Source organism: Acinetobacter colistiniresistens, assembly GCF_000413935.1.
Taxonomy (GTDB): Bacteria; Pseudomonadota; Gammaproteobacteria; order Pseudomonadales; family Moraxellaceae; genus Acinetobacter; species Acinetobacter colistiniresistens.
This window is the reverse complement of the sequence record NZ_KE340383.1, coordinates 43,558-68,109: the sequence shown is the minus strand read 5'-3', so window position 1 is coordinate 68,109 and position 24,552 is coordinate 43,558. Positions and strand designations below refer to the sequence as shown.

At 42.8% G+C, this 24,552-nt stretch carries 24 protein-coding genes; 10 read left to right on the top strand and 14 right to left on the bottom strand.

Going from position 1 to position 24,552, the window contains the following annotated elements; genetic code table 11:
• Positions 1-12: 12 nt before the first annotated feature.
• Together ptsP and F907_RS02180 are read right to left on the bottom strand one after the other, a co-directional pair.
• Complete coding sequence (ptsP, locus tag F907_RS02175; protein ID WP_005278748.1) at positions 13-2,307, bottom strand: phosphoenolpyruvate--protein phosphotransferase; 2,295 nt, start codon at positions 2,305-2,307, stop codon at positions 13-15.
• A 93-nt stretch (positions 2,308-2,400) separates the two neighbouring features.
• Positions 2,401-2,877, bottom strand: coding sequence for an RNA pyrophosphohydrolase (locus tag F907_RS02180; protein WP_004656060.1), 477 nt, complete (start codon positions 2,875-2,877; stop codon positions 2,401-2,403).
• 184 nt (positions 2,878-3,061) lie between these two features.
• Here F907_RS02180 and F907_RS02185 point away from each other — a divergent pair, with 184 nt between their 5' ends.
• The 3 genes from F907_RS02185 to F907_RS02195 all read left to right on the top strand — a co-directional run bounded on the left by F907_RS02185 (position 3,062) and on the right by F907_RS02195 (position 6,164).
• Entirely contained in the window at positions 3,062-3,712 is a 651-nt protein-coding gene (locus tag F907_RS02185; RefSeq protein ID WP_016653160.1) for an HAD family hydrolase, read from the top strand.
• Positions 3,713-3,848: 136 nt separating this feature from the next.
• Positions 3,849-5,279, top strand: a complete 1,431-nt coding sequence (locus F907_RS02190; RefSeq protein WP_016653159.1) for a DUF2252 domain-containing protein — start codon at positions 3,849-3,851, stop codon at positions 5,277-5,279.
• Between the two features lie 99 nt (positions 5,280-5,378).
• Positions 5,379-6,164 carry a glycine-rich domain-containing protein gene (locus F907_RS02195; protein ID WP_016653158.1) on the top strand — a complete coding sequence of 262 codons (786 nt, stop codon included), beginning with the start codon at positions 5,379-5,381 and terminating at the stop codon, positions 6,162-6,164.
• Positions 6,165-6,173: 9 nt separating this feature from the next.
• Here F907_RS02195 and F907_RS02200 read toward each other — a convergent pair whose 3' ends face one another.
• Together F907_RS02200 and F907_RS02205 are read right to left on the bottom strand one after the other, a co-directional pair.
• On the bottom strand, positions 6,174-7,037 hold the full coding sequence (locus F907_RS02200) for a LysR family transcriptional regulator (protein WP_016653157.1): 864 nt from the start codon (positions 7,035-7,037) through the stop codon (positions 6,174-6,176).
• 53 nt (positions 7,038-7,090) lie between these two features.
• Positions 7,091-7,303, bottom strand: a complete 213-nt coding sequence (locus tag F907_RS02205; RefSeq protein ID WP_227501348.1) for a DUF2061 domain-containing protein — start codon at positions 7,301-7,303, stop codon at positions 7,091-7,093.
• Between the two features lie 338 nt (positions 7,304-7,641).
• On the opposite strand from F907_RS02205, the gene leuC reads away from it, so the two are divergent.
• The 4 genes from leuC to leuB all read left to right on the top strand — a co-directional run bounded on the left by leuC (position 7,642) and on the right by leuB (position 11,561).
• Entirely contained in the window at positions 7,642-9,060 is a 1,419-nt protein-coding gene (gene leuC / locus F907_RS02210; protein ID WP_016653156.1) for a 3-isopropylmalate dehydratase large subunit, read from the top strand.
• 12 nt (positions 9,061-9,072) lie between these two features.
• A complete protein-coding gene (gene leuD / locus F907_RS02215) occupies positions 9,073-9,723 on the top strand; it encodes a 3-isopropylmalate dehydratase small subunit (protein WP_016653155.1) in 651 nt (216 codons plus the stop codon).
• Between the two features lie 136 nt (positions 9,724-9,859).
• The gene (locus F907_RS02220; protein WP_005278764.1) at positions 9,860-10,435 is read left to right on the top strand and encodes a hypothetical protein; all 576 of its coding nucleotides are present in this window, start codon (positions 9,860-9,862) and stop codon (positions 10,433-10,435) included.
• 46 nt (positions 10,436-10,481) lie between these two features.
• Positions 10,482-11,561 carry a 3-isopropylmalate dehydrogenase gene (leuB, locus tag F907_RS02225; protein ID WP_016653154.1) on the top strand — a complete coding sequence of 360 codons (1,080 nt, stop codon included), beginning with the start codon at positions 10,482-10,484 and terminating at the stop codon, positions 11,559-11,561.
• Between the two features lie 54 nt (positions 11,562-11,615).
• Here the strand turns inward: leuB and F907_RS02230 are convergent, their stop codons facing one another.
• Positions 11,616-12,005, bottom strand: a complete 390-nt coding sequence (locus tag F907_RS02230; RefSeq protein ID WP_010589773.1) for a hypothetical protein — start codon at positions 12,003-12,005, stop codon at positions 11,616-11,618.
• A gap of 151 nt (positions 12,006-12,156) precedes the next feature.
• On the opposite strand from F907_RS02230, the gene F907_RS02235 reads away from it, so the two are divergent.
• Entirely contained in the window at positions 12,157-12,528 is a 372-nt protein-coding gene (locus F907_RS02235; RefSeq protein ID WP_016653153.1) for a lysozyme inhibitor LprI family protein, read from the top strand.
• 62 nt (positions 12,529-12,590) lie between these two features.
• Here the strand turns inward: F907_RS02235 and infA are convergent, their stop codons facing one another.
• Positions 12,591-12,812 carry a translation initiation factor IF-1 gene (gene infA / locus F907_RS02240; protein ID WP_001284370.1) on the bottom strand — a complete coding sequence of 74 codons (222 nt, stop codon included), beginning with the start codon at positions 12,810-12,812 and terminating at the stop codon, positions 12,591-12,593.
• Between the two features lie 230 nt (positions 12,813-13,042).
• On the opposite strand from infA, the gene F907_RS02245 reads away from it, so the two are divergent.
• Positions 13,043-14,050 carry an AraC family transcriptional regulator gene (locus F907_RS02245; protein WP_005239905.1) on the top strand — a complete coding sequence of 336 codons (1,008 nt, stop codon included), beginning with the start codon at positions 13,043-13,045 and terminating at the stop codon, positions 14,048-14,050.
• A 45-nt stretch (positions 14,051-14,095) separates the two neighbouring features.
• Here F907_RS02245 and truA read toward each other — a convergent pair whose 3' ends face one another.
• The 5 genes from truA to asd form a co-directional block, all read right to left on the bottom strand.
• A complete protein-coding gene (gene truA, locus F907_RS02250; RefSeq protein ID WP_016653152.1) occupies positions 14,096-14,893 on the bottom strand; it encodes a tRNA pseudouridine(38-40) synthase TruA in 798 nt (265 codons plus the stop codon).
• Between the two features lie 16 nt (positions 14,894-14,909).
• Positions 14,910-15,878 carry an asparaginase domain-containing protein gene (locus F907_RS02255; RefSeq protein WP_005278784.1) on the bottom strand — a complete coding sequence of 323 codons (969 nt, stop codon included), beginning with the start codon at positions 15,876-15,878 and terminating at the stop codon, positions 14,910-14,912.
• A 44-nt stretch (positions 15,879-15,922) separates the two neighbouring features.
• The gene (locus F907_RS02260) at positions 15,923-17,179 is read right to left on the bottom strand and encodes a FimV domain-containing protein (RefSeq protein ID WP_016653151.1); all 1,257 of its coding nucleotides are present in this window, start codon (positions 17,177-17,179) and stop codon (positions 15,923-15,925) included.
• A gap of 61 nt (positions 17,180-17,240) precedes the next feature.
• On the bottom strand, positions 17,241-18,704 hold the full coding sequence (locus F907_RS02265; protein ID WP_016653150.1) for a FimV/HubP-related protein: 1,464 nt from the start codon (positions 18,702-18,704) through the stop codon (positions 17,241-17,243).
• 141 nt (positions 18,705-18,845) lie between these two features.
• Complete coding sequence (asd, locus tag F907_RS02270) at positions 18,846-19,964, bottom strand: aspartate-semialdehyde dehydrogenase (protein WP_005278794.1); 1,119 nt, start codon at positions 19,962-19,964, stop codon at positions 18,846-18,848.
• A 188-nt stretch (positions 19,965-20,152) separates the two neighbouring features.
• Between asd and F907_RS02275 the strand changes: the two genes are divergently transcribed.
• The gene (locus F907_RS02275; RefSeq protein WP_016653149.1) at positions 20,153-21,277 is read left to right on the top strand and encodes an endonuclease/exonuclease/phosphatase family protein; all 1,125 of its coding nucleotides are present in this window, start codon (positions 20,153-20,155) and stop codon (positions 21,275-21,277) included.
• Positions 21,278-21,590: 313 nt separating this feature from the next.
• Here F907_RS02275 and F907_RS02280 read toward each other — a convergent pair whose 3' ends face one another.
• The 3 genes from F907_RS02280 to F907_RS02290 are packed head-to-tail and all read right to left on the bottom strand — an operon-like array spanning position 21,591 to position 24,488.
• Positions 21,591-22,325: a hypothetical protein gene (locus F907_RS02280; protein ID WP_016653148.1), complete on the bottom strand. Its 735-nt coding sequence runs from the start codon at positions 22,323-22,325 to the stop codon at positions 21,591-21,593.
• A 2-nt stretch (positions 22,326-22,327) separates the two neighbouring features.
• Positions 22,328-23,209, bottom strand: a complete 882-nt coding sequence (locus tag F907_RS02285; RefSeq protein WP_016653147.1) for a DUF6502 family protein — start codon at positions 23,207-23,209, stop codon at positions 22,328-22,330.
• A gap of 43 nt (positions 23,210-23,252) precedes the next feature.
• Positions 23,253-24,488, bottom strand: coding sequence for a cupin-like domain-containing protein (locus F907_RS02290; protein ID WP_016653146.1), 1,236 nt, complete (start codon positions 24,486-24,488; stop codon positions 23,253-23,255).
• Positions 24,489-24,552 lie beyond the last annotated feature (64 nt).

Below are 24,552 nucleotides of genomic sequence, written 5' to 3'. Positions count from 1 at the left end.
ATGCTTGATGTTTTATGCACTCACCAAACGGTTGGATTTGACCATATCTGCTAGACCGTGCGTTTTGAAATAATGTTCCAGCCAACTTTTAATGACCAGCGGGTTATTCATCTGTAGCACATCATCCAATAGTTTTTTGGCATCGCTCATCGGGACATGGCAAATCGCTTTGCGGACTCGGAGAATGTTGCTCGAACTCATGGAAAGGGTATTAAAGCCCATGGCCATCAACAAGATTGCTGATAACGGATCACCTGCCATTTCACCACAGACACTGACGGGTTTCTGATGAATGTGGCAGTCTTCTACTAAGCGTTTTAAAGCGCGTAAGATTGATGGATGGAAATGCGAATAGACGTTGGCCACATGCGGGTTATTACGATCCACTGCCAGTAAATACTGGGTTAAATCGTTAGAGCCGACCGAGAAAAAATCAACCAATTCAGCAAACTCATCGATCTGTAACAGCACACTAGGCACCTCGACCATGATGCCGATTTTTGGTTTGGTGATTTTGACCTGTTCTTCTTCCTGTACTGCAATCCAGTCACGTTCCAACAGATACAGCACTTCTTCGACTTCACTGACGCTGGTGACCATCGGCAATAAGATATGCAAATTATTTAGGCCAATACTGGCTTTGAGCATGGCACGAATTTGTGCGGAGAAAATTTCAGGATGATCAAGGGTAAAGCGTAAGCCACGCCAACCCAAAGCCGAGTTTTCCTCTTCAATACTGAAATAAGGCAAATCTTTATCCGCACCAATATCGAGGGTACGCATAATCACAGGTTTGTTGGCAAAATGGCTGAGCTGTTGACGATAAATGGCACGTTGTTCTTCTTCACCAGGAAAGCGTTCACGTAGCATAAAAGGAATTTCACTACGATAGAGTCCTACACCTTTGGCACCACGTTGTACGCCACGCACCACATCAATCATCAAACCTGTATTGACGAATAACGGAATGGATACGCCATCTGGGGTAATCGCATCTTTGGTTTCGTATTGCTTTAAATCTTTGGCGATTTGCTCTTCTTCTTTTTGCACTTCTTTATAACGTTGGCGTAAACGGCGTGGTGGATTGACGAAGACACGGCCTTGATAGGCATCCACAATCATCTCGATATCATCCAGTGTGGTGATGGGTAACTCGGTTACCCCCACCACGGTTGGAATCCCCAGCGCACGTGCCACAATGACCATATGTGAGTTGGCTGCGCCCTCCGAAGTGACAATCGCAGCAATATTATCCACGGGCAATTCAACCAAGGCCGCAGTACTGATTTCTTCACCAATTAAAATACTGTCTGGGCTCAGTTCACGGTGACTGGTATCGTTTTCTTGCAAGCAAGCCAAAATTCGGCGGCCGAGGTCTTTGAGGTCAGAGACTCGTTCACGCAGGTAATCGTCTTCCATTTGTGCAAACAGAACCACATGTTTGTCGATCACTTTGCGTACGGCACCTTGGGCCCAACTGCCAGCACGAATATGGTCTTTAATTTCACTTGGCAGGGCATTTTCATCCAGCATACGAAGGAAGACACTGAATAAAGCACGTTCTTCCGACATCAGGGAGTCTTGCATTTTCTCGTCTAAAGACTGAATCTCCAAACGAACCGCCGCAATCGCCTGATCAAGTAAATCTAATTCGTCACTGATGTCTTCTGCCTCACGATCTGGAATCGCAGCAAGATCAGCAGGTGGATAGAGCACAATGGCACGGCCTAAAGCAATCCCACCTGCACCTGAAACACCCTGGAATGTTTTATAGGTCGAACCCGTGGTGGGTTTACGGAAGACATCGATATTACCCACGGCATGGGCATGTGCAATCACACCTGAAAGCTGGGCACAGAGTGTGACCAAAAAGGATTCAGCTGCTTCACTAAAATCTTGGGATTCTTTATTTTGTACGACGAGCACGCCCATCACCTTACGGCGGTACATCACAGGGACACCTAGGAACGAGTTAAATAACTCTTCACCTGTTTCAGGCAAGTAGGCAAAGCGTTCGTGTTTAGGGGCGTTGTCTAGGTTAACGATTTCTTCGCGTTGCCCCACCAAACCAACGAGACCTTCGCCAACATTTAACGCGACATTACCGACAGCTTCTGGTTTTAAACCTTTGGACGCCATGAGAACATAGCGGCGATTACGTTCGTCCAACAGATAAATAGAACAAACATCCACATGCATGGCATCGGCCACATGATTGACCATAATGTCCAAGGATTCATGCAAACTGACGGACGCATTAATTTCTTGCACAATGCGTCTAAGGGTGTCGAGCTGCATGTTTGACATGGATGTTTACTCCAATTTATTGAATCGTTATAGGCCTAGTTATAACAGCTCTCTTGTTAAAAATCATTGCTTAAAATGATGATTTTTCAACAATTAACGCTGAGGTAATTGTAAACATAATTCCATCATGGCTTTACGGTAAACATCACGTTTGAAGTTGACCACTTGACCCAATGGGTACCAGTAACTCACCCATTGCCATTCATCGAATTCGGGTGGGTCTGACAGGTTTAACTGAATATGATGGGGCGATGCCGTTAACTTCAGTAAAAACCATTTTTGCTTTTGTCCAATACATACCGGATCTGAATCTGACCGAATGTACCGATGCGGCAAACGATAACGCAGCCAACCTTTTGTTTGCGCTATAATTTGGACGTGTTCGGGCAATAAACCGACTTCTTCTCTCAGTTCACGAAAAAGTGCCTGTTCAGGGGTTTCACCAAATTGGATCCCTCCTTGTGGAAATTGCCAAGCATTGTGACCAATGCGCTTTGCCCATAAAACTTGTCCATCATCGTTTGCCAAAATGATCCCGACGTTGGGTCGGAAACCTTCTGAGTCGATCATTTGGCTACCTAAATTTTGTCTGTATCGTTGACTTTGATCTCGGGGACAGTCACTCTTCTTGTCCAACTCGAAAAAGGTCAAAGTAAAATGTTTAAAAATTGCTATGATCTTAACGAATTTCTATCGACTAGCGGAGATAGATTTACATTTTTTTTCTTAATTTTCAGTTTAAACGAGAAATTCTATGCAATTGGCTTTGTTTGATTTAGATCATACGCTGTTAAATACCGATTCTGACCATTCATGGGGAGAGTTTTTGGTCAATGAAGCTTTGGTTGATCCAGTTCATCATCGCCAAATGAACGACAAGTTTTATGAAGATTATAAAGCTGGCCAGCTCGACCCGATCGCCTATAATGAATTTGTATTTGAATTTCTCACTCAGCACGATAATACTTATTTAACTGAGTTACATCAGTTATTTATGCAGAAGGTGATTCGACCACAAATGCGCCCCAAAGGCTTCGATGCGATTAAAAAGCATCAGGATCTTGGCCATGCGATTGTGGGCATAACCGCCACCAGCGATTTTATTACCGCACCGATTTTCCGAGAGTTTGGGATTACCGAGATTATTGCCACCAGTGCTGAAGTGCTGGATGGACAGTATACTGGAAAGGTGGCAGGTATTCCTTGCTACCAACAGGGCAAGCTCGCACGTTTGGATCAATGGTTGGCTGGACGAACCGTGAACGAGTCATGGGCGTACTCGGATTCAATCAATGATCGTTTCTTGCTTGAATATGCGACGCATGCGATCGCAGTCAATCCAGATGACCGTCTGGAAAAACTGGCGCAAGCGCAAGCTTGGCAGATTCAAGACTGGTCAATATAAGCTGATGCATTAATGCCAAATATCGCCTGAGTAACGGGATATTTGGCTATTTATCAACAACAATAAAAAATATTGAATGACCTATTATATTTTAGACAAATATAGAAAATATTAACGAATAGATTGAGAGCGTGATATGGCAGAACAACGCATTGAATTACCCAAACAACTCTGGACTGAACAGAGCATTGATTTAACCAGACATCGTTATCAAGGTAAATTACTGACCAAGAGTGAAGGCTTGGCCTTAGGCAAAGCACAACGTAAAAAGATCCCGCGAGAACAACTGGCACAATTGTCTCAACGCCCCAAAGCAATTACGGCACTCACCATTTATGACTGGAGTAATCAGGGACGTTTAGAGAAACTTAAACCGATTCGTGCCAAACGGATGAGTGTCTCGCCCTTTACTTTTTATCGGGGAATGCCTGCACTCATGCTGTTTGATCAGGCATGGGAACCCTATAATTCTGGCTTATTCCAGCAAATTTGTGGTGACTGCCATTTAAGTAATTTTGGTGGTTTTGCCAGCCCAGAGCGTAATCTGTTATTCGGTATTAATGATTTTGATGAAACTTTGGTTGCACCGTTTGAATGGGATTTAAAACGTCTGGTGACCAGTCTGGTGATTGCGGCAAAAGAGATTGGTTTGCAGGAAAGTTCAGGCTTGAAAGCCATTCAGAATATGATCAGTGCGTATATCTCACATCTGGATCAACAAATTGCCTTATCTCCTGTGCAAATCTGGTATGAACGCATTGATGCGACAACCTTATTAGAAAAAACGGAAAACCAAAAAGTCCGTAAAAAACTAGAAAAGAAAGTAAATAGTGCACCTTCTCGTGATAGTTCCTCGGTATTACCGAAATTGACACAGCAAGAGGGTGAATCTGGATTCCGGCATTTTATTGATGATGAACCCTTATTGTGGCATCCCAAAGCAGATGAACCGTTTGGTCAGCATGCAGATGCATTTTTTCAGTTATATCGTGATTCGTTAAAATATGATCGACAAGTTTTATTTGATCGTTACCAACGGACAGATGTTGCACTCAAGGTGGTGGGCGTAGGCAGTGTTGGGACACGTGCAGCGATTGCACTATTTGAAGATGCAGATCGAGATCCGCTGATTTTGCAAATGAAGGAATCGACGCCTTCGATTTTGAGTCCGCTTTTTCCAGCCCCTGTTGTGCATGAAGGTGAACGGGTTGTACGGGGGCAGCAACTGATGCAGGCGGCAAGTGATATCTTCTTAGGTTTTTCAACAGAAGGACAGCAGCATTATCTGGTGCGTCAACTACGAGATATGAAGATTTCGATTGATTTGTCTGGGATGGATGAAGCATTTTTCTATGAATATGCCGATAGCTGCGGTCTTGCGCTGGCTCATGCGCATGCCAAAGCAGGTAATGTCGATGTATTGAAGGGCTATTTAGGGGAAGGGAATACTATTACCCAGATCTTGCAGGATTATGCAACTCAGTCTGCCAAGCGTAATTTAAATGATTATCAGCAGTTTATGAATGCAATTGCAGATGCAAAGATTCAGCTTGCCCAAGATCTTTAAGTATCGCTGCAAGCCTACCTGTGGGTATAACAAATGATGCTCCTGAAAAGACCGCTTTTTTGTCATATGATGGTCATCTTTCATTTTTAAGATTAAAGCATGCAAATAACAATAAATCAGAACGTGCAGACGGCTCGCTTGCTGGATGGATTATTACAGTTAAAACGGCAGCAGCCGATGATCAAAACCAGATGGATTGCTGTTCCGATCTTGTTGTTGATCTTCACGTACAGTTGGCAGCAACAGTTTTTTAGCGCTTGGGTCATCTTGCCCTTCATGTGGACAGTGATTGTGCTGAATCTTGCCTTGATTGCACGTTCCAAATCTAAAAAATTACAAAAGATTGATCAATTCAAATTTGATCCTGTGTTCTGGGAAAGATTTAGATTTCGTTATCCAGAGGTGAGCCTCAAGCAACGACAATTGGTCGAGGCCGGTTTTAAGGATTATTTAGCTTTGCATGTGATTCGAAAGCAGGCCTATGCCATGCCTTCACATGCAGTTGATGCCTTGTGGCACGTCATGCTGGAATTTCCAAAACAATATCAGGACTTATGTAAGCAAACATTAGGCCGACCTTTACATCATCAACCCAATGACAGTAGCACAACCCCAAAACAGCAGACCCAACAATTTTTTGAAGCATGGCGAGTCAGTTGTGGTCTGCATGCTTATCAGCCTAGAAATACCCTGTTATTGCCACGACTTTTTGCGGTTGATCAGGTTTTAAATTGGCAAGATGGCCAGTATTTTGATCTTGAGTTGATGACCAAAGATTATATGCACTATCTGCAGGCTCAGTCATCTTCATCATCTTCGGGTTGTAGCAGTAGCAGCAATAGCTGTAGTAGTTGCAGCAGCTGTGGAAGCGGAGGAGGGGATTAGCCCATCGCGTTAGCCGACCTGCATCATGCGAACAAGTTCTTCAGCGGCTTTGGACTGAATTCGGGCAGGGTGCCAGACCATACCGAGCTGGCGTTGCATATCCAGTTTTAAATCGAGTTGTTTTAAATCACGATTGACCAAGGTTTTCGGGAGGACTGACCAGCCGAGGCCAATCGATACCAGCATCCTGATTGACTCTAGCGGATTATTACTCATGGTGATTTTCGGTTTTAGATTATTTTTTTCAAATTCGGCGAGTGTAATCTGGCTGGTATAGGTTTGCGCGGCAGGCAATAAACTTGGGTAGGCAATCAAATCTTCGAGTTTTAGTTGGCTTTGCTGGGCTAAGGGGTGGAAGGGCGCAGTCACAAATACCAGAGGGTCATTCCAGATTGTGACATAGTTGAGTCGATCATCTCCAACTGGCGGTAAGGTTAAAAAAGCCAGCTCGAGTTCACCCGCCAAGACCTGTTCATGAGCCTGTTCTGAATCGACAAAATGGACATCTAAAGTGACTTGAGGAAAATGCTGCACAAAGTTTTTAAGTGGCTCTGCCAAATGATGCAAGCCGATATGATGACTGGTACCAATCTTTAAACGACCTTGAACCTGAGCCTGCTCATGACTCAATGTATGGTGGATTTCTCCCAACTCGTTGAGCCATGTACGAACTTTAGGCAATAGAGAATGTGCTGCATGGGTGGGTTGAATACCTCGCCCTGCGGATTCAAACAGTTTGACCCCAAAATAGTCTTCTAAGCTATGAATCCGTTTGGTGACCGCAGGCTGGGTAATAAATAATTGTTCTGCCGCGATAGAAATTGAACCAGTTTCCATCACTTTGACAAATGCTTCAAAAGCAGCGAGGTTCATACAGGCTTGTCCAAGGAGATTTTAAAATTAGTTTTATATGCAGTATTTTTGAATTAGAAGTAATTCCAAACTTTTTCATGGAAGAAAAAAGCAAAGGCTTGCACTGTTGGTTCGATCAAACTTAAGGTGGCTGCCATAAGCCAGTTGCCTGTAATCAGGTAGGCAACCATCATCGCCACACTAATATGCATGATGTAATAACTCAAGGTTTTTTTCAAAGTCCGTTTATTGTTGAGTACAAATTGTTGAATATTTGACATGAGGATCACCCTACAGAATCTCTATTTAATTAAATAATAATCATTATCATTTAAAATGTAAAAAAGAAATTTTGATTTATGCTGATTGAATTTATAAATGAGTCGAGGATTTGATTAAATTTGGCTAAAAAAACCACATGCAAGAATAAGGATAGAGTGGAACAGCTTGATTTATCATCGTTTTAATTTCATAAAGGAAGAGTAATTAAAAAGCACAATTTATCATTCCAAAAAGTTTGTTAATTTATAAAAATGATAAATTAGATTTATGCAAAAGCATCGCTATAATCAAGTTAAGATCAAAAATACCCAGTCCGATGGCAAGCACGATGGAGGGCGACGACATGGCAGGCAAAACCTTATATGACAAATTATGGGACGACCACTTAGTCAAGCAACGTGATGATGGTTCAAGCTTAATTTATATTGATCGCCACTTATTACATGAAGTAACCAGCCCTCAAGCATTTGAAGGTCTACAACTTGCGGACCGTCAGCCTTGGCGCTTAAGTGCCAATGTAGCCACCCCCGACCATAACGTGCCAACTTCTAAAAAAGAGCGCGAACAGGGGATTGCTGGGATTGAAGACGATACTTCTCGTATTCAGGTCCAAACTTTAGATGACAACTGTAAAAGCTTTAATATTGTTGAATTTGGGATTAATGATATCCGTCAAGGCATTGCTCATGTGGTTGGTCCAGAGCAAGGTTTGACTTTACCGGGGATGACGGTGGTCTGTGGGGATTCACATACCGCAACGCATGGTGCCTTTGGTTGTTTGGCCCATGGGATTGGAACTTCGGAAGTTGAACATGTATTGGCAACCCAGTGCTTGGTACAGAAAAAATCGAAAAACATGTTAGTGCGTGTCGATGGTGTATTAGGCAAAGGCGTAACCTCTAAAGATGTGGTGTTAGCCATTATTGGCAAAATTGGTACTGCGGGTGGTACAGGTTATGCCATTGAGTTTGGTGGTCAAGTATTCCGTGATATGTCGATTGAAGGGCGTATGACGGTGTGTAACATGGCAATTGAAGCGGGTGCACGTGTTGGTATGGTAGCGGTCGATGATAAAACCATTGCCTATGTGAAAGACCGTAACTATGCACCAAAAGGCGAACAGTGGGATCAAGCCGTCGAATATTGGAATACCTTACATTCAGACGAAGATGCCGTCTTTGATGCGGTGGTCGTGTTGAATGGTGCAGAGATTGAACCGCAAGTATCTTGGGGAACCTCTCCAGAAATGGTGATTCCAGTATCACAGGCTGTGCCAACTTTAGAGCAGGCCAAAGATGATGTACAACGCAATGACTGGACCCGTGCTTATCAATATATGGGTTTAACCGCTGGGCAAGCTTTGGAAGATATTCAGTTAGACCGCGTTTTCATTGGTTCATGTACCAATTCGCGGATTGAAGATATTCGTGCTGCGGCGGATGTGGTGAAAGGCCGTAAGGTTGCGTCGAGCATTAAACAGGCAATGATTGTGCCAGGGTCTGGTTTAGTCAAACAGCAGGCTGAACAGGAAGGTTTGGATCAAATTTTCTTGGCAGCCGGTTTTGAATGGCGCGAACCAGGCTGCTCAATGTGCTTGGCAATGAACGCTGATAAATTACAGCCAGGCGAGCATTGTGCATCGACCTCGAACCGTAATTTTGAAGGTCGTCAAGGCAATGGTGGGCGAACACATTTGGTCAGCCCAGCCATGGCCGCTGCCGCAGCGATTGCGGGCCATTTTGTTGATGTCCGTTCATTCTAAGGGAGCACAAGCATGAAAAAATATACTGTAGAACAAGGCGTTGTCGCACCTTTGGATCGTGCCAATGTTGATACTGATTTAATCATTCCAAAACAGTTTTTGAAATCGATTAAACGTACAGGTTTCGGCGATAACTTATTTGATGAATTGCGTTATTTGGATGAGGGCTATTTGGGCCAAGACATTAGCAAACGCCCGAAAAACCCTGATTTCGTATTGAATAAACCGCGTTATCAAGGTTCAAGCATTTTATTGGCACGAAGCAATTTCGGTTGTGGTTCAAGCCGTGAGCATGCACCTTGGGCGTTGAATGAGTATGGCTTTCGCACGGTGATTGCACCCAGCTTTGCCGATATTTTCTTTAATAACTGTTTTAAAAATGGCATGTTACCTGTGATTTTATCTGAGGAAACGGTCGATCAGTTATTTAAGGAATGTGCCGAGACAGAAGGCTATCAATTGACCATCGATCTGGATGCACAGCAAGTACGAACCCCGACAGGTGAAGCCTTTCAATTTGAAATAGATCCTTTCCGTAAACACTGTTTATTGAATGGATTGGATGATATTGGCTTAACCTTACAGGTTGCAGATGATATTCGTGCTTTTGAAGCCAAGGCAAAACAAGCGCGTCCATGGGTGTTTCAAGATATTCAGGCTTAGGTTTGGGTAAACGAAACAAGATTGCGTTTTGGACATTTTTAACATAGGCATAGCGCAGAGATTGAACTCTTGTTAACATGCTAGCGGATAATATTTTGCTTACATGTTAACAAGACATGAGGACTGGGCTTGAATAATGAAAAGAAGACTCGCTCGCAGTATTTTACTGTGTCTAGGTGTTGCTACGGCTTTGACTGCATGTCAAAACGCACCCAATGTGGTGGATCAGGTTCGTATCGCACAAAACACATTGGAAAGTAAGGCGGACAACACAACTTTATATTGTTCAGGTGTTGAGAATTGTGAGTTTGAGCGAATCGGTGATATTGCAGTCATTGATGCTAAAAATCATCGGATTAGCAAACAGGCGATGGAACGAGGCATTGTACGCTTGCATGGTTCCGTATTTAGCCGTAAACAGCAGGTTTACCTGAGTGTACCCGCCAAGCAATATGAAGTTGTGATTCGCTTTTATCCGATTTCTCCTGATCGTGCTGAGACTTTTCATGTGATTCATGCATTTAAACCGCATGTGAACTATACCTTTAAAATGTACCGAGACCGAACACGTCGTTCAGGCAGTTTAATTAACGTTTCTGTGCCTGATCCGTTATGTGTAGATTTACAACAAGGGCAACATACGATTCGCCGTTTCTGCCGTCCTTTTGATGTCAGTACAGGTTTAGGCGAATTTGTTGAGAAAAAGATTTAATCGGCTCGCAGTATCAACGCTGCGCATAGGGAAACTGGAACAATAAATGTCTAAACATATTTTAATTTTGGCGGGTGATGGCATTGGCCCTGAAATCGTAGCTGCGGCTGAACGAGTTTTAACCAAGGTCAATGATAAATTTAATCTAGGTTTGACATGGGAACATGGGCTACTCGGTGGTTCTGCAATTGATGCGCATGGTGAACCTTATCCCGCGGTAACCAGCGAGCAGGCAAAAAAAGCCGATGCGATTTTACTGGGGGCGGTTGGTGGTCCCAAGTGGGATGGTATCGAACGCTCAATCCGTCCAGAACGTGGCTTATTAAAAATCCGTAGTGAATTGAATTTATTCGCCAACTTACGCCCTGCAATTCTTTACCCACAGTTGGCGGATGCATCAAGCCTAAAGCCAGAAATCGTTGCTGGTCTGGATATTCTGATCGTTCGTGAATTAACCGGCGGGATCTACTTTGGTCAACCGCGTGGTATTCGTGAACTCGAGAATGGTGAGAAGCAAGGTTATAACACTGACGTTTATTCAGAAAGTGAAATTAAGCGTATCGCCAAAGTGGCTTTTGAGCTGGCGGGATTACGTGGCGGCAAAGTATGTTCAGTTGATAAAGCCAATGTACTTGAAGTGACTGAATTATGGAAACAAACCGTTACTGACCTTCAGCAGGCACAGTATCCGAATATCCAGTTATCGCACATGTATGTGGATAATGCTGCGATGCAATTGGTTCGTGCACCCAAGCAGTTTGATGTGATTGTTACAGGCAATTTGTTTGGTGATATCTTGTCAGATGAAGCGGCAATGTTAACAGGCTCAATTGGCATGTTACCTTCAGCCTCATTGGATGAACAGGGTAAAGGCATGTATGAACCATGTCATGGTTCTGCACCGGATATTGCAGGGCAGAATATTGCCAATCCATTGGCAACTGTACTTTCAGTGGCGATGATGTTGCGCTATACCTTCCGTGAAGAAGCTGCGGCTAAAGCCATTGAAGATGCAGTGGGGCAGGTTTTAGATCAGGGCTTACGTACTGGAGATATCATGTCTGAAGGCATGACCAAGGTAGGTACCGATGCCATGGGTGAGGCTGTGGTTGCGGCATTGAACTAACGAGCCCTGATCATAAAAAAACGCAGCAACAGCTGCGTTTTTTTATTGCTTTGATTAGCAGGCTTTGCCTTCATAACGAATCGCGCGTGCGATTTGCTGCTGATCAAGCTCGAAAATAATATGGCAGTAAAAGTTAACATCATAAGATTGGCCATAAGTCATGTTAGTTGAAAGACGGGAGCCATCTGAAATCCCCATATTCATTGGTACAGGGATATTAATTGGACGAAGTATGGTAAAAATTAAATTTTGATTGTTTCTCTGCGGTTGTTTTAACGTCTGAAAGCCTAAGTTTCTAAGATCCAGATTCTGCTGAATCTGATCGGCAGGCTGACCTAGATAAGGTTGTAAATAATCCTGTAGTTGAACAGATTGCATTCCTGGCGTTGCACATCCCTGCAAGATAAGGAGTGTAGCAGCGAGATACATTTTATAATTTTTCATCCTAATTTTCCTATTTATCAGTGATAAATGTACGTGAATATTCTAATAATGCAAAGATAAAAAGATACGAACTTGTCCACTTTCGGGGAATGTTCAAGCGATCAAAAATATGCTTTCATAGTAATTATAACTAAATGATTTGGATAAATTCATGCGCAAAATAATATTTGGTTTGATCTGTGGGGCTCTCGCAACATTCAGCTATGCAGATAATTGCGACAATGCGCGCAACACCTATGATGACATTTACTGTACCAATAAAATTTATGCCAGTGCGGATGCTGATTTAAATAAAAATTATCAGCAATTACGTAAACAGCTCAATGAAACACAACAAAAAATTTTGAAAAAATCACAACTGGCCTGGATTCGCCATCGCGATGCTGAATGCACCAATGATGAAAGAAGCTCAGTCAATGTACAGTGCCGTCTTACTACGACACAAGAGCGGAATAACTGGTTACAGGAACGTATCCGTGAGTGTCAGACGATCAGCTGTAAAACCACGCGTTTAAGTGAATAAATCGACATAAGCGCAATAAAAAAAGCCACATAATGTGGCTTTTTTGCATTCACTAATCTGACTTAGCGCGCACGATAAGTGATACGACCCTTGGTCAAATCATAAGGAGTCATTTCAACTTTTACACTGTCACCTGTTAAAATACGGATATAGTGTTTACGCATTTTACCAGAAATGTGAGCAATAACTTCGTGACCGTTTTCTAAACGTACACGGAACATCGTATTAGGAAGCGTTTCGGTGACAACGCCTTCGAACTCAATGAGTTCCTCTTTATTGGCCATAGCCTACCTGATGATCAAATTGGGAAGGCGCAAATTATAGTCAATTTATTTAAAATTTACAAGATCAAGTCGGTGAGAGGCTGTCAGATATTAACCGAAAGAAACTGTCAGACAATTTAGGAATTTTTTTAACAAAATAAGCAGAATATTGTTGTCACTTTGGTCAATCAACGTTAATCTAAAATTGTTGTTCATTGTCATAATAACGTATCTACAGGGAAGGGCATTGCGTGGGTCAGCTAACAGATGCATCAGTTGTATTGCGCTTTGGTTATCAGGCAATTCGTAAAGCAGGATTACCAACTGAAGAGATTTTAACAAAGGCGGGGGTTGCATTAAATCAGGTAGATACCAATGCAAGAACGCCATTAAGTGCACAGAATGCCTTTTGGATTGCTGCACAGGATGTCAGTAATGATCCTGATATTGGACTTCATCTCGGTGAACACTTACCCCTTTATCGTGGTCAGGTGATTGAACATTTATTTATCAGCAGTGAAACTTTTGGCGAAGGCCTAAAACGTGCCTTGGCCTATCAACGTCTGATTAGTGATGCCTTTGATGCTAAATTAGTGATTGAAGATGGCCGCTGCTATTTAAGTAATGGTGAGCAGTATTGGCCTGATAATCTGGTGAATCGCCATTTTTCTGAATGTGCCATGTCAGGGATTTTACGCTTCTTTAAATTTATAACTGAAGGGCAGTTTCACCCCATTTATATCGACTTTAACTTCCATGAAGGTGCGACGGATGATGAATACTTCCGTGTCTATGGCTGTCCTGTCAGTCTAGGACAAAAAGAAACCCGCCTTTATTTTGATGCGGCAGTGCTGGATTATCCATTGTGGCAAGCAGAGCCAGAATTACTACAATTGCATGAGCAATTGGCGATTGAAAAATTACAAGAATTGGCGCGTTATGACTTGGTGGGTGAAGTACGTCGTGCCATTGGTTCAACACTGGAAAGTGGTGAAACCACGTTAGAAACAGTTGCAGCACAGCTCAATATCACGCCACGTCGTTTAAGAACCCAACTCAGTGAAGCCAATACCAGCTTTCAGCAAATTCTTTCCGATTATCGCTGCCGTTTGGCGAAAAAGCTATTGGCGAATACCAATGAAAGTGTCGAGCGGATTGTGTATTTAACTGGTTTCTCTGAGCCAAGTACTTTCTATCGTGCCTTTAAGCGTTGGACCAATGAAACACCTGTTGAATATCGTAAGCGTAAACAACGTTAAATGCTTCTAAAGAAAAAAGCCTTATCGGTCTGATAAGGCTTTTTTTTATTCAGGCAGATTCAACCAGTGTGGGCCCAAAGGCAGCTGCGGTAAGTCGAATTCATCTGGATAATAAGACTGAATAAAATATAAGCCATCAGGTGGGGCGGTAATGCCTGCAGCCGTCCGATCTTCAGCGGCAAACATGCTATCAATATGGTCGATTTCATACTGGCCTTGCCCGATTTCAAGTAAACAGCCCATGATGTTGCGTACCATATGGTGCAAGAAGCCATCCGCTTGAATATCTAAGACCAGATAGCGGCCATGCTCGAATAAGCGACAGTGGCTTACATGGCGTACAGGTTGGTTGGACTGACAGGCTGCTGCGCGGAAGGTCTCAAAATTATGCGTGCCCTCAAATTTTGCAGCTGCCGCAATCATCTTTTGTACATCAAGGGTTTGGTAAAGATGGGTGACTTGCTTGTACATTAAGGCTGGGCGGGTCGGTGCGTTATACACCACATAACGATAGCGGCGCGCCACGGCTTTAAAGCGTGAATGGAAATTTTCATCCATACGCTTGATCCACTGGATTGAAATATCTTTGGGCAGTTGGCTATTGGCACCGCGAATCCAGCCCTGTTCCGGGCGAATGGCTTCGGTGTCGAAGTGCGCCACCATATTGGTCGCATGTACGCCTGCGTCAGTTCGTCCAGCGCCATGCAAAATGATCGGCTCATTGGCAATACGGCTCAGGACTTGTTCGAGGGTTTCCTGAACAGTTACAACGCCAGCCTGTTGGGTTTGCCAACCACGGTATTGAGTACCGCAAAATTCAATACCAATTGCATAACGTTGCATGTTTTAACCTCAAAAATTAATGTTGATGCCAATGTTCGAACCATTGTTCATGGGTCGGGTATTTTAAATACATTTGCAAGGCTTTTGCATACAAATCAGCATGGCTATGACAATCATTGACCAAAACTTTAGCAGATTGAATCCATGAGCTCACGGCATAGCGTTGATCAAGTTGTCCAAAAGTGACTTGCGTACTGATGATTGGCAGACACTGTTTTTGATAGCATGCCTCGAATAATTCGAGTATTTCATCATTTACGGCAATATTCCCTGTACCAAAACCCTGTAAGACGAGAAAGTTGGGTGGGGCAAGTAAAAGGTTGTTTAACTGTAAAATGAGCTGTTCTTTTGCGATTGGCTGCAACATCAGATTCAAGATGCTGAGTCGAGCGGCTTGCTCAATGTGTTCATTTTGGACAATAAAAGAATCGGCTGTGGTGTCACAGCTTTGCTCTGCTTTAACGCCAACGAAGGCATCTAATTCAGTGGTGTGGGCTTTTAACGTCGTTTGCGCATGAAAGACCTGTTCATGGAAGGCGAGATAAACACCCGTTGGCAAGGCAAGAACTTGTTCTAATGCGAGATAGAGGTTGCCAATGGCGTCGGTGAATTCGCGGGTATCATTGCCTTCAATATTCAATAATGGATATTGGCTACCTGTAATAATGGCATGGCAAGAGTGCCCAAGGAAACGTGCCAAGGTCGCTGCGGCATAACTTAAGGTGTCGGTTCCATGAATAATGACAAAATGATGGAAACCTTGCAGCTGTAATTGTTGAATTTGTTGTACCAGTTTTAACCAATCTGTTGCTGTGCAGGCACTACTGTCTTGAATGCTGGGTGCAGCAAAACATTCCACTTGTAAATGAGGCGGAATCACCTTACTTAATAAAGGCAAAAAATCGTGTTCAGGCATTGGCATCAGCGGTTCACCAATACAACCAAACGTCCCACCCATATAAATTAAAGCGATTGTTTTCATCATAAAAAAAGCAGTCTGAGAGACTGCTTATATTAGACTGATCAAATTCAGGAAGCTATTTTATTCAGTAAATTTTCTGCATGTTGTTGTTGTGCTGCATTCAACGACGGTGTGTTTTTTAATAATTCTCGGGCAGAGTCATAGGCACCCAGTTCAATATACTGCGCTGCAAGTTCTAAATTCAGCTGTACTTCATCAAGCTGTTGCAGATCAGGGAATGACTGTGCCAATGGGTCGTGAACCGTAGTGGCTGGTGTTGCAGTAACAGCAGCAGTAACCTCGGGTTGTGTTTCAACTGTGGCAGGTTCTGCAAGGTCAAATGAAAATTCGGTTGTTTCAAGTGCAGCGGGTTGTTCAGTTTTTTCTAGGGTAGGTTCAAAATTAAAATCTAAACTTGGCGCAGCTTCTTCAACAGGTGTTTTTTCTGCAGTATGTTGTGATGCCAGCTCTAAATTGGCAAAGTTAAAATCAAGTTCAGGTTTTGCTTCCTCAACTTTCGCTTCTTCCGTATTTGGCGCTGTTGGTTCTAAGTTGAAAGAAAACTCAAGTGGTTGCTGTTCTTTACTTTCAGGTGTTTCTGTAGGAGGCGTAGGCGCAGGCTCAACAGCTGTTTTCTGCTCGAAGGAAAAATTAAAGTCCAGCGGCTGAACTTCTGGCACAGGCTCGGCTGGCTTGGGTTCTTCGATTGCAGGAGCAACATATTCTGACTGTAAGTTGTCAAATGATTGTGTTGCGGGTGTTTGCACTAAAGCATCGAAGTCAGCGACCTTACTCTGTGCCTGCGGTTCTGGTGAAGCAGGTGCTTGTTGAAAGCTATGTGAAGCTAAATTAAATTCGAGTGAATCAGGTTGTTTATTCTGTTCGTATTCTCGATGTTTTGTTTCAGCCGCTTGTGCAATATCTTCTAGTTTTAAGGCATGAATGTGCTTGATCAACTGATCGATTGCGAGATCATCTTTTTGCTTTAAATGGATATCCAATAAAAACAGATAGAGCTCATGCTGAGAGTTATCCTGTTTTAAAGCCTGATTGATTTGTGCTTCGGCAGACTGAAAATGACCACTTTGAATTTGCTGTTCAAGTTGTTGGCGTAGGTTTTCAGAAATTGCAGTTGTGACTTGAGGGGCAAGTTCTTGCTCCTCACGAACCAGCGTGGTGCGTGAAGCCGTTTTTGTTGCTGTTTTTTTAGTGGCTTTCGTCGCACCTTTCTTTGGTGTTGCATTGGCTTGACTGCTTTCACGTTTTTTTAAAACGATCGCAACGACCAGTACAATGACCAGCAGTACAATAATTATCGTTGACATGATCTATACCCCTTAAAGATAGAGCCGCTTTTAAGCAAATTTATGAGAATCTTCTCGTAACCTAGTGTGTTGGCTTTTTAGTTTCTTGCTGCGCTTTCAACTGATCTTGTAACTCGGCAAGCCGGGCATTTAACAGCTGAATACGTTGTTCCTTCTGACGTAGTGCCGATTCTAACTGTGTTACGTTTCTTTGTAATGTAACGGTTTTTTCCCGTGCTGTCATAACTTTTAATGATAAGTCAGCACTAGTTTTTTGCTGTAATGTGTCTTTTTTGGCACTTCCAGTACTCGCATCTTGATTACTTTCTGCAACCAATGACATTTCTGCCTGTTGCAAACGATATTTGGCTTTTCCTGTGACAGGACGCTGTGTTTGTGCTGCAATTTGATTGCTGTTTTTATTTTGCTGAGCAGATGTTGCGCTAAGATTAAAGTTTAAATGAGAACCTTGTCTGAGTCGGTTGGCATTGCCACCAATAAAGGCATGCTCATTTTGTAGTTTGATTTGGTTCATCACCTGAGCAACAGGCTGCTGCGTTTGTCCCGCAATACGTTGAGCAATACTCCATAACGATTCATTGCGCTGCACCACATGTTGTTGATTTTTTTCAGTGTCTGGTGCTGGGGTTGCAGGAGTCTTCTTTTTGACCGTTTTGGCCGTTTCTTTGACCTGATCTGCTATTTTATTTTTTTCTTTGGTTTCTGTTGGCTTGATTGGAGCTACTTTCAGTTCTTCATCCAATGCCGTATTGGGTTTGCTGTGGGTTGCAGCATTCGCAGTCTGAGCGGTTTCTTGCTTGAGAGGGGCTGCTTCTGGCTGCTGTTTTACTTTTTCTGGGGCTGGCATTGCTGGCTGTGGTACAGCTGCAGAATGTGCGGTTGTTTGGACTTGAACAGGTGCGGCAATTGAAACAGCACTAACTTCAGGTACCGATGCAGAAGATTTCGATGTTTCTAATACAGGGGGGAGTGCAAATGGGGCATTTAAAAGTGTTTCTTGTTTTTTATTGACTTCTTGGGGGCCTGTATTTGCAACATTAAAGCGGGTGCTTTCCGGTAGATTTAAGGCGATGTCTTTTTCACTGACAATAAATTGAGGAGTCAGTGATTTTTCATTGGTATTTTTGGCTAAGGGCGCTTTTGCAATTTGACGCATCGGCTGGCGGATATGTTTTAAATGAGATGCGCCGCCTTCTTGAATTTTTACAATAATATTCAGTTCTGCATCAGTCATGGGGCGTGAAGAGGTGATCACAATCACACCTTCACCCTGATTATTTCGACGGGTAAAAAAATTAAGACTAGATGGTGGCTGATGTGCAGCACCAAGCATCAGTAAATCTTCTGGGGTTGCCAGACTCACCTCTAATTTCGAGTTGTTATCGGCTTGGTGAAAGCCCATTTCCGCATACAGTAATTCACCAGGTGCAGACTGGATTTGTAATGGATCAAGTGTAATTGCATAAAGATGTTGCGATGAAAGTATGGCTAAAATGGCAATTTTTAATTTGTTATAAACAGTCATCTCGATCCATGAAAAAGTGATGTTATGGTCTGGAAAAAGTATACATTACCGTGATGTAAATGAATTGTAAATTATTCATCTTTCATCACATGAAAAAAGCCGATCAAATGTGATCGGCTTTTGATTTTTAGCAATTTTTGCTTAAGCGTTCTTGTATTCCACCAGAATACGAAGCATACGACGCAATGGCTCGGCAGCACCCCAAAGCAGTTGGTCACCCACTGTAAATGCGCCAAGATACTCTTTACCCATATTGAGCTTACGTAAACGACCAACAGGAACAGTTAAAGTACCGGTAACGGCAACAGGGGTAAGATCTGTCATAGATGCTTCACGAGTATTCGGAACTACTTTTGCCCATTGGCTTGAGTTACGAATCATGTCTTCGATTTCATCAAGCGCAACATCTTTTTTCAATTTCAAGGTAATCGCTTGAGAGTGGCAACGCATTGCACCGATACGAACACAGTGACCATCAATCGGAACGATCTGCTGGTTACCTAAGATCTTGTTGGTTTCAACCTGACCTTTCCATTCTTCTTTCGATTGACCGCTTTCGAGTTGTTTGTCGATATAAGGGATCAATGAGCCTGCCAGTGGCACACCAAAGTTGGCTTTCGGGAAGCCTTCGCCACGTTGCAAATCTGCGATTTGACGGTCAATATCAAGAATTGCAGATTTAGGGTCATCCAATAATTCTTTGGTATTGTTATACAAATAACCCATGCCAGTGATCAGTTCACGCATGTTCTGCGCACCCGCACCCGATGCAGCTTGATAGGTCATTGAAGTCGCCCATTCCACTAAATTATTTTGGAACAGTGAACCTAAGCCCATCAACATCAATGAAACGGTACAGTTACCGCCCACGAAAGTTTTAGTGCCATTGACTAAACCATCTTTGATCACGTTTAAGTTGACTGGATCAAGAACGATGATGGCATCATCTGCCATACGCAGTGTAGATGCTGCATCAATCCAGTAACCATTCCAACCTTCAGCTTTCAGCTTTGGAAAAACTTCAGAGGTATAATCACCACCTTGGCAGGTTAAAATGACATCCATTTGCTTCAGACTGTTAATGTCCGTTGCATCCATAAGTGCTGGGGCAGTCTTACCACCAAATGAAGGTGCTTCACCACCTGCATTACTGGTAGAGAAATAGAATGGCTCAATATGAGCAAAATCATTCTCTTCAACCATACGTTGCATCAGGACAGAACCAACCATCCCACGCCAACCGACCAGACCTACTTTCATGTCATTGTGCCTCGGTATGTAAAAAAATTAAAAGGGGTTTGAGTGTATCAAAAGTGCCCACAACTGCAAGCTTTACTGAAATAAAACAGTGCGTTTATTGAGTGAAATAACTTGTTTATATTAGATAGAAAATTGATAAAGCGAAAACTTTATTGTAAATGTATGCTACCCCAAAGAGAAAAAACAACATGATCGGGATTCAGATTGGTGCGGTGCTGGTGATATGGCTTTCATTTTGGTCCTTGATTCCCCGAGATGAATGGTGGATTCGAGGAGCAGATTTTCCTAGATTACAAATATTGGCATTGGGGATCATCGTATTTTTTCTGATGTTATTTGTACTCCCCAATTGGACTTTAAGTACCGAGTTGCTGTTTATAGGCTTAGTAGCGGCAATTGCCTATCAACTCAAAATGGTATTGCCTTATACACCGTTATGGCGCAAACAGGTGAAGAAAGTCAAAAAGGCTCAACTCAATCCTGAGCAACAAATTTCTTTACTGGTGGCGAATGTCTTAACCCCAAACCATCAATACCATCTTTTGATTGAGCAGATTAATCGCTTGAAACCCGATCTGGTACTGACGCTTGAATCGAATGCAGCGTGGCAGCAAGCCCTCAGTCCAATTGAAGCTGATTATCCCTTCCGTGTCCCTGTACCTTTAGAAAATCTATATGGCATGCATTTGTATAGTCGTTTGCCCTTAAATGATACGGAAGTTAAATTTATTCTGAGTGATGAAATTCCATCAATTCATACCACGGTGACATTGCCTTCTGGCGTACAAGTGCAGTTGTATTGTTTACATCCGAAACCACCGAGTCCAACAGAAGCCAAAGACTCAACTTTAAGAGATGCCGAGTTGCTGATTGTAGGGGATCAGATCAAAGATATTGATCAGAGCTGTATCGTGATGGGAGATTTAAATGACGTGGCGTGGTCGAGAACAACACGTTTATTTCAGCGCATCAGTGGTTTGCTTGATCCACGCGTCGGGCGTTATTTTATAAATACCTTCCATGCAGATTATCCATTATTGAGATGGTCGCTAGATCATATCTTTCATAGCACTGATTTTGGGTTGGTGGAAATGAAACGCGTCGCTCATATTGGTTCAGATCATTTCCCCGTGTATGTGGTCTTACAAACAGGACGGGTGTTTGAGCAACAACAACAGTCGTTGGAGCAGTCTGTTGAGGATGAACAAGAGGCGCAAGAAGCAATACAGGAGGGGATTGAAAAGGCTGAACAAGAAGAGAAAGCAGTGACCGATTCTTTAGCTCAACCGCATAAGCAACGCATGCAAAACTGATGTTATGCGAGAGGGGCTTGGGCAATGGCTTGATTTTAAAGTTTAACTAATTAATGTACGTTATTTCGTACATAGATTTAAGTCTGCAACGAATAGTCGGACATGACTAAAAGGTTTATTCTAAATACATCAGCACAAGGACGCAGGAATGGATTTCCGTTTAAGGATAGCGACGCTGAGATGGAACAGTCATCATGGATATGATGCATGCGATGGACGCAGGAAAATAAAAGTAGTTTGAAAGCACAACCTCATTTACCCGAGTTTTGCAGGATGCAGAACTCGGGTTTTAATTTTGTGATATGACAATATTCTATTCGGGTTTTTCTCCCTTCGGTATTTCAGGGTGTTCACCATTTGGCACTTCAGGAAGTGTGATAGGAGGCTGCTCTGTTCCAATATCTTTTGAAATACGGCGTTTGTGAATAGGAACAGTAATTTTGGCTACATCACATTTTTCCCAAGGGATATCATTCTTCGGCAATTCAGTCTGATAAAAAGCATTATATTTTACAGTGAAGGGAAGTTCGGTTTGTGCAAAGTTAAGATCGAGCTCATATATACGTGTTTCATATGGACGCAAGACTTGAAGTTCGTCTTGATCTGCGCCACACCGTAGAGCTTGGCCATGAAACATGGTGGTTTGATCAATTTGATATTCAATTGGGCGACAGAGTGGAGTCAGTTGATAGACATAATTCGGTGTGGTGTTTTTAATTTCGATTTGTAGAGGGGTGATGTTGAGTGGCTGAACATGACCAAGAGGCAGAGGTTGTTTTGACTCTGCATCGATCAGTCGCAAATTGCGCTGTATTCCCATACAGGTATCTTGGGTTTCTTGTGGAACAGTGACCACATATTCATAAGCTTCATCTTTGTCGCCAGTCGAAGGATTAGAACCCCCACCATTGCCGCCACCAGGCAAGGGTTTTTGTGTACCAGATCCGCTCCCACCCAGACTGACATTGGCAACAGAAAAGTTTTCTCCACACGCAGTTAACACAACCACTGAAATGAAAGAAATCGTAACGAGCAATAAGCTTCTCATTGTTATTTATCCTTAAAAATATAAGGCACTTGTAGTGTTATCTGAGTATCGTACTGGTAGACACCAAAGCGAAATTGATAATCCGCATCATCTTTTCCTTGGTCTTGGTCACAATGCTGGATCGCGGCATTTAAGAGTTGTTTTGCCATGTCTTGCCAAAGCTGGATACTCAACTGTCGAAGTGCTTCAACCGATGCTGCTGTTAATTTTTCGGCATGTACGGCCTGTTCGAGATGGGTAAAAGGCTTTTCACTAATAAAGTTATCAATCCCTGCGGCCAAATGGTCGCTGAGATTTGCAGAGAAGAGGGCTTTGCTTTCTTGCATCTGATTATCAGGAGTAAAGCTATTTTGTTGTAATACAACTTGCTGATCAATTTGCTCCACGACACCTAAGCGTTGTAATTCGAATAAAATTGAACGAGGATGTTTTTCAGTAGAAATATGTTTCACCAACGCCTCAAAGCTATTTTCCTCACCAGAGATCGGAATTTGATGAGGAAGATCCAAGGCAATCCAGCGTGCAATCACACGGGCAGGGACACTAATGGCAAAATTAGGGGCTTCAGTGCTGGCTTGATTGGCTTGCTGTCTAAAGGCACTGACATCTTTGCGATGCAATCCTGATAATAAACTGACCGCTGAATCGGTTTTATTTTGTTTGATGCGTTCTAATTCAACCAATGCCTGTTGATAGAAAATCGGTTTCAGTGCAGCAACAAAATCAGTATAACCGACACCCGAATGAATCAGCCAACGCGCAATATGTTGCATCATTGGAAAAATGCTTTCCAATGTGGTTTCTGCATCTTGTGGAATCACGCCAGATGCATTCGGCAGAGGTTGCTCATTGTTTATTATGACTGGGGCTACGGGTTTTACCATTAAATCACCTTAACAATGGATTCGACATAAATTACTTTAAGCATCAGCTTGGGGATGGGAACGATTCAGCGCCCCCATTATCGATATTAAAATGAGTAAAAGAAACACTCATCGAAATATCCAGACTCTCAACACAATGCCACCAACCCAGCGGAATGAACAAGGATTCCCCTTCGTTCAGGACACATTCGATTTTACTGCTATGGATAAAATCAGGGAATGCTTCAACTAAATTGGGTTGAAGAGGGTCGGCAATTTTACTAAATACGGCCACATCATTATAGAGATGCGGTGTTTGTAAGGCTGGAATCAGGGTAACTTTTTTCCGCCCATAAATTTGCACCAGAACATTATTGGTTAAGTCATGATGTAGGGGCGTAAATGTCCCTTTGGGCCCGAACCAGATGAAGCTACGATCATAGACCTGAGTATGGTCAGTATAGCCATGAAAATGATCAATATCTTGAAACAAGGCTGCCAGACTGGTGTGGCTGGCCTTGGCATTGTTTGCGGTCATATAAAAATTATTGGAATGTTGGCTCTGCTCGATTAAATCGACAAAGTCATTCATCTGCATCTTGGTTTTATGTTGAGTTGAATTTCGTTCAAATAAAAGGTCTTGTTCCCGATTGAATTGGACTTCGACTTCTTGCGTACCGACAGTTTGTTTGAAATATTGGGGCGACCATTTGTGCAAAGCAGGCCAATGTTGGATGGCATCGGTCAAAATCACAGGGAGGTTACGGCTGTAATAATCTTGAATAAATTCTGAGAAGGTAGGTTTTGAAATTCGCTTAATCTGCTGATAGTCAGGATTTAAACGGGCAAAACGATCGAGGGTCTCCAAGAGCCAATTGCGTTTTTTGAGCAGAAAATGTTGTTCTTGAGCAATTTGAAAATAAGGATCTTGCTTGAGTTGCACACATTCCAGCGCAATATCAATTTCACTTAGTCCTTGTTTGGTTAAAGTTTGATAAATATCCGCTTTACTTAAACCATCGAGTACCGCCTGAGCCAGCCATTTCTTTTGTTCAGGAGTAAACACACTGCTGAGTTGAGTTTGCTTTGCTGCTGCAGCCTGTTCAAGTTCTCTGTAATGTTGCTCTTCAGCCTGTGTAGGAGCAGAGAAATCCTTATACAGGTCAATTAAACCTTCACGCAACAAAATATTGACTAAGTCGATCGGAGCACAGCCGCGCGCTAAATTCTCCTCTAACCATGCCTGCCATTCTTTCGGTAAAGAACTAAATTGTCTTGCTAAGTTTTCTTGAGCATCCATACCTTCGAACCATTAATAAAAAATGATTTTACCTTTCGTTATTAATTTACGCATAAACATATTT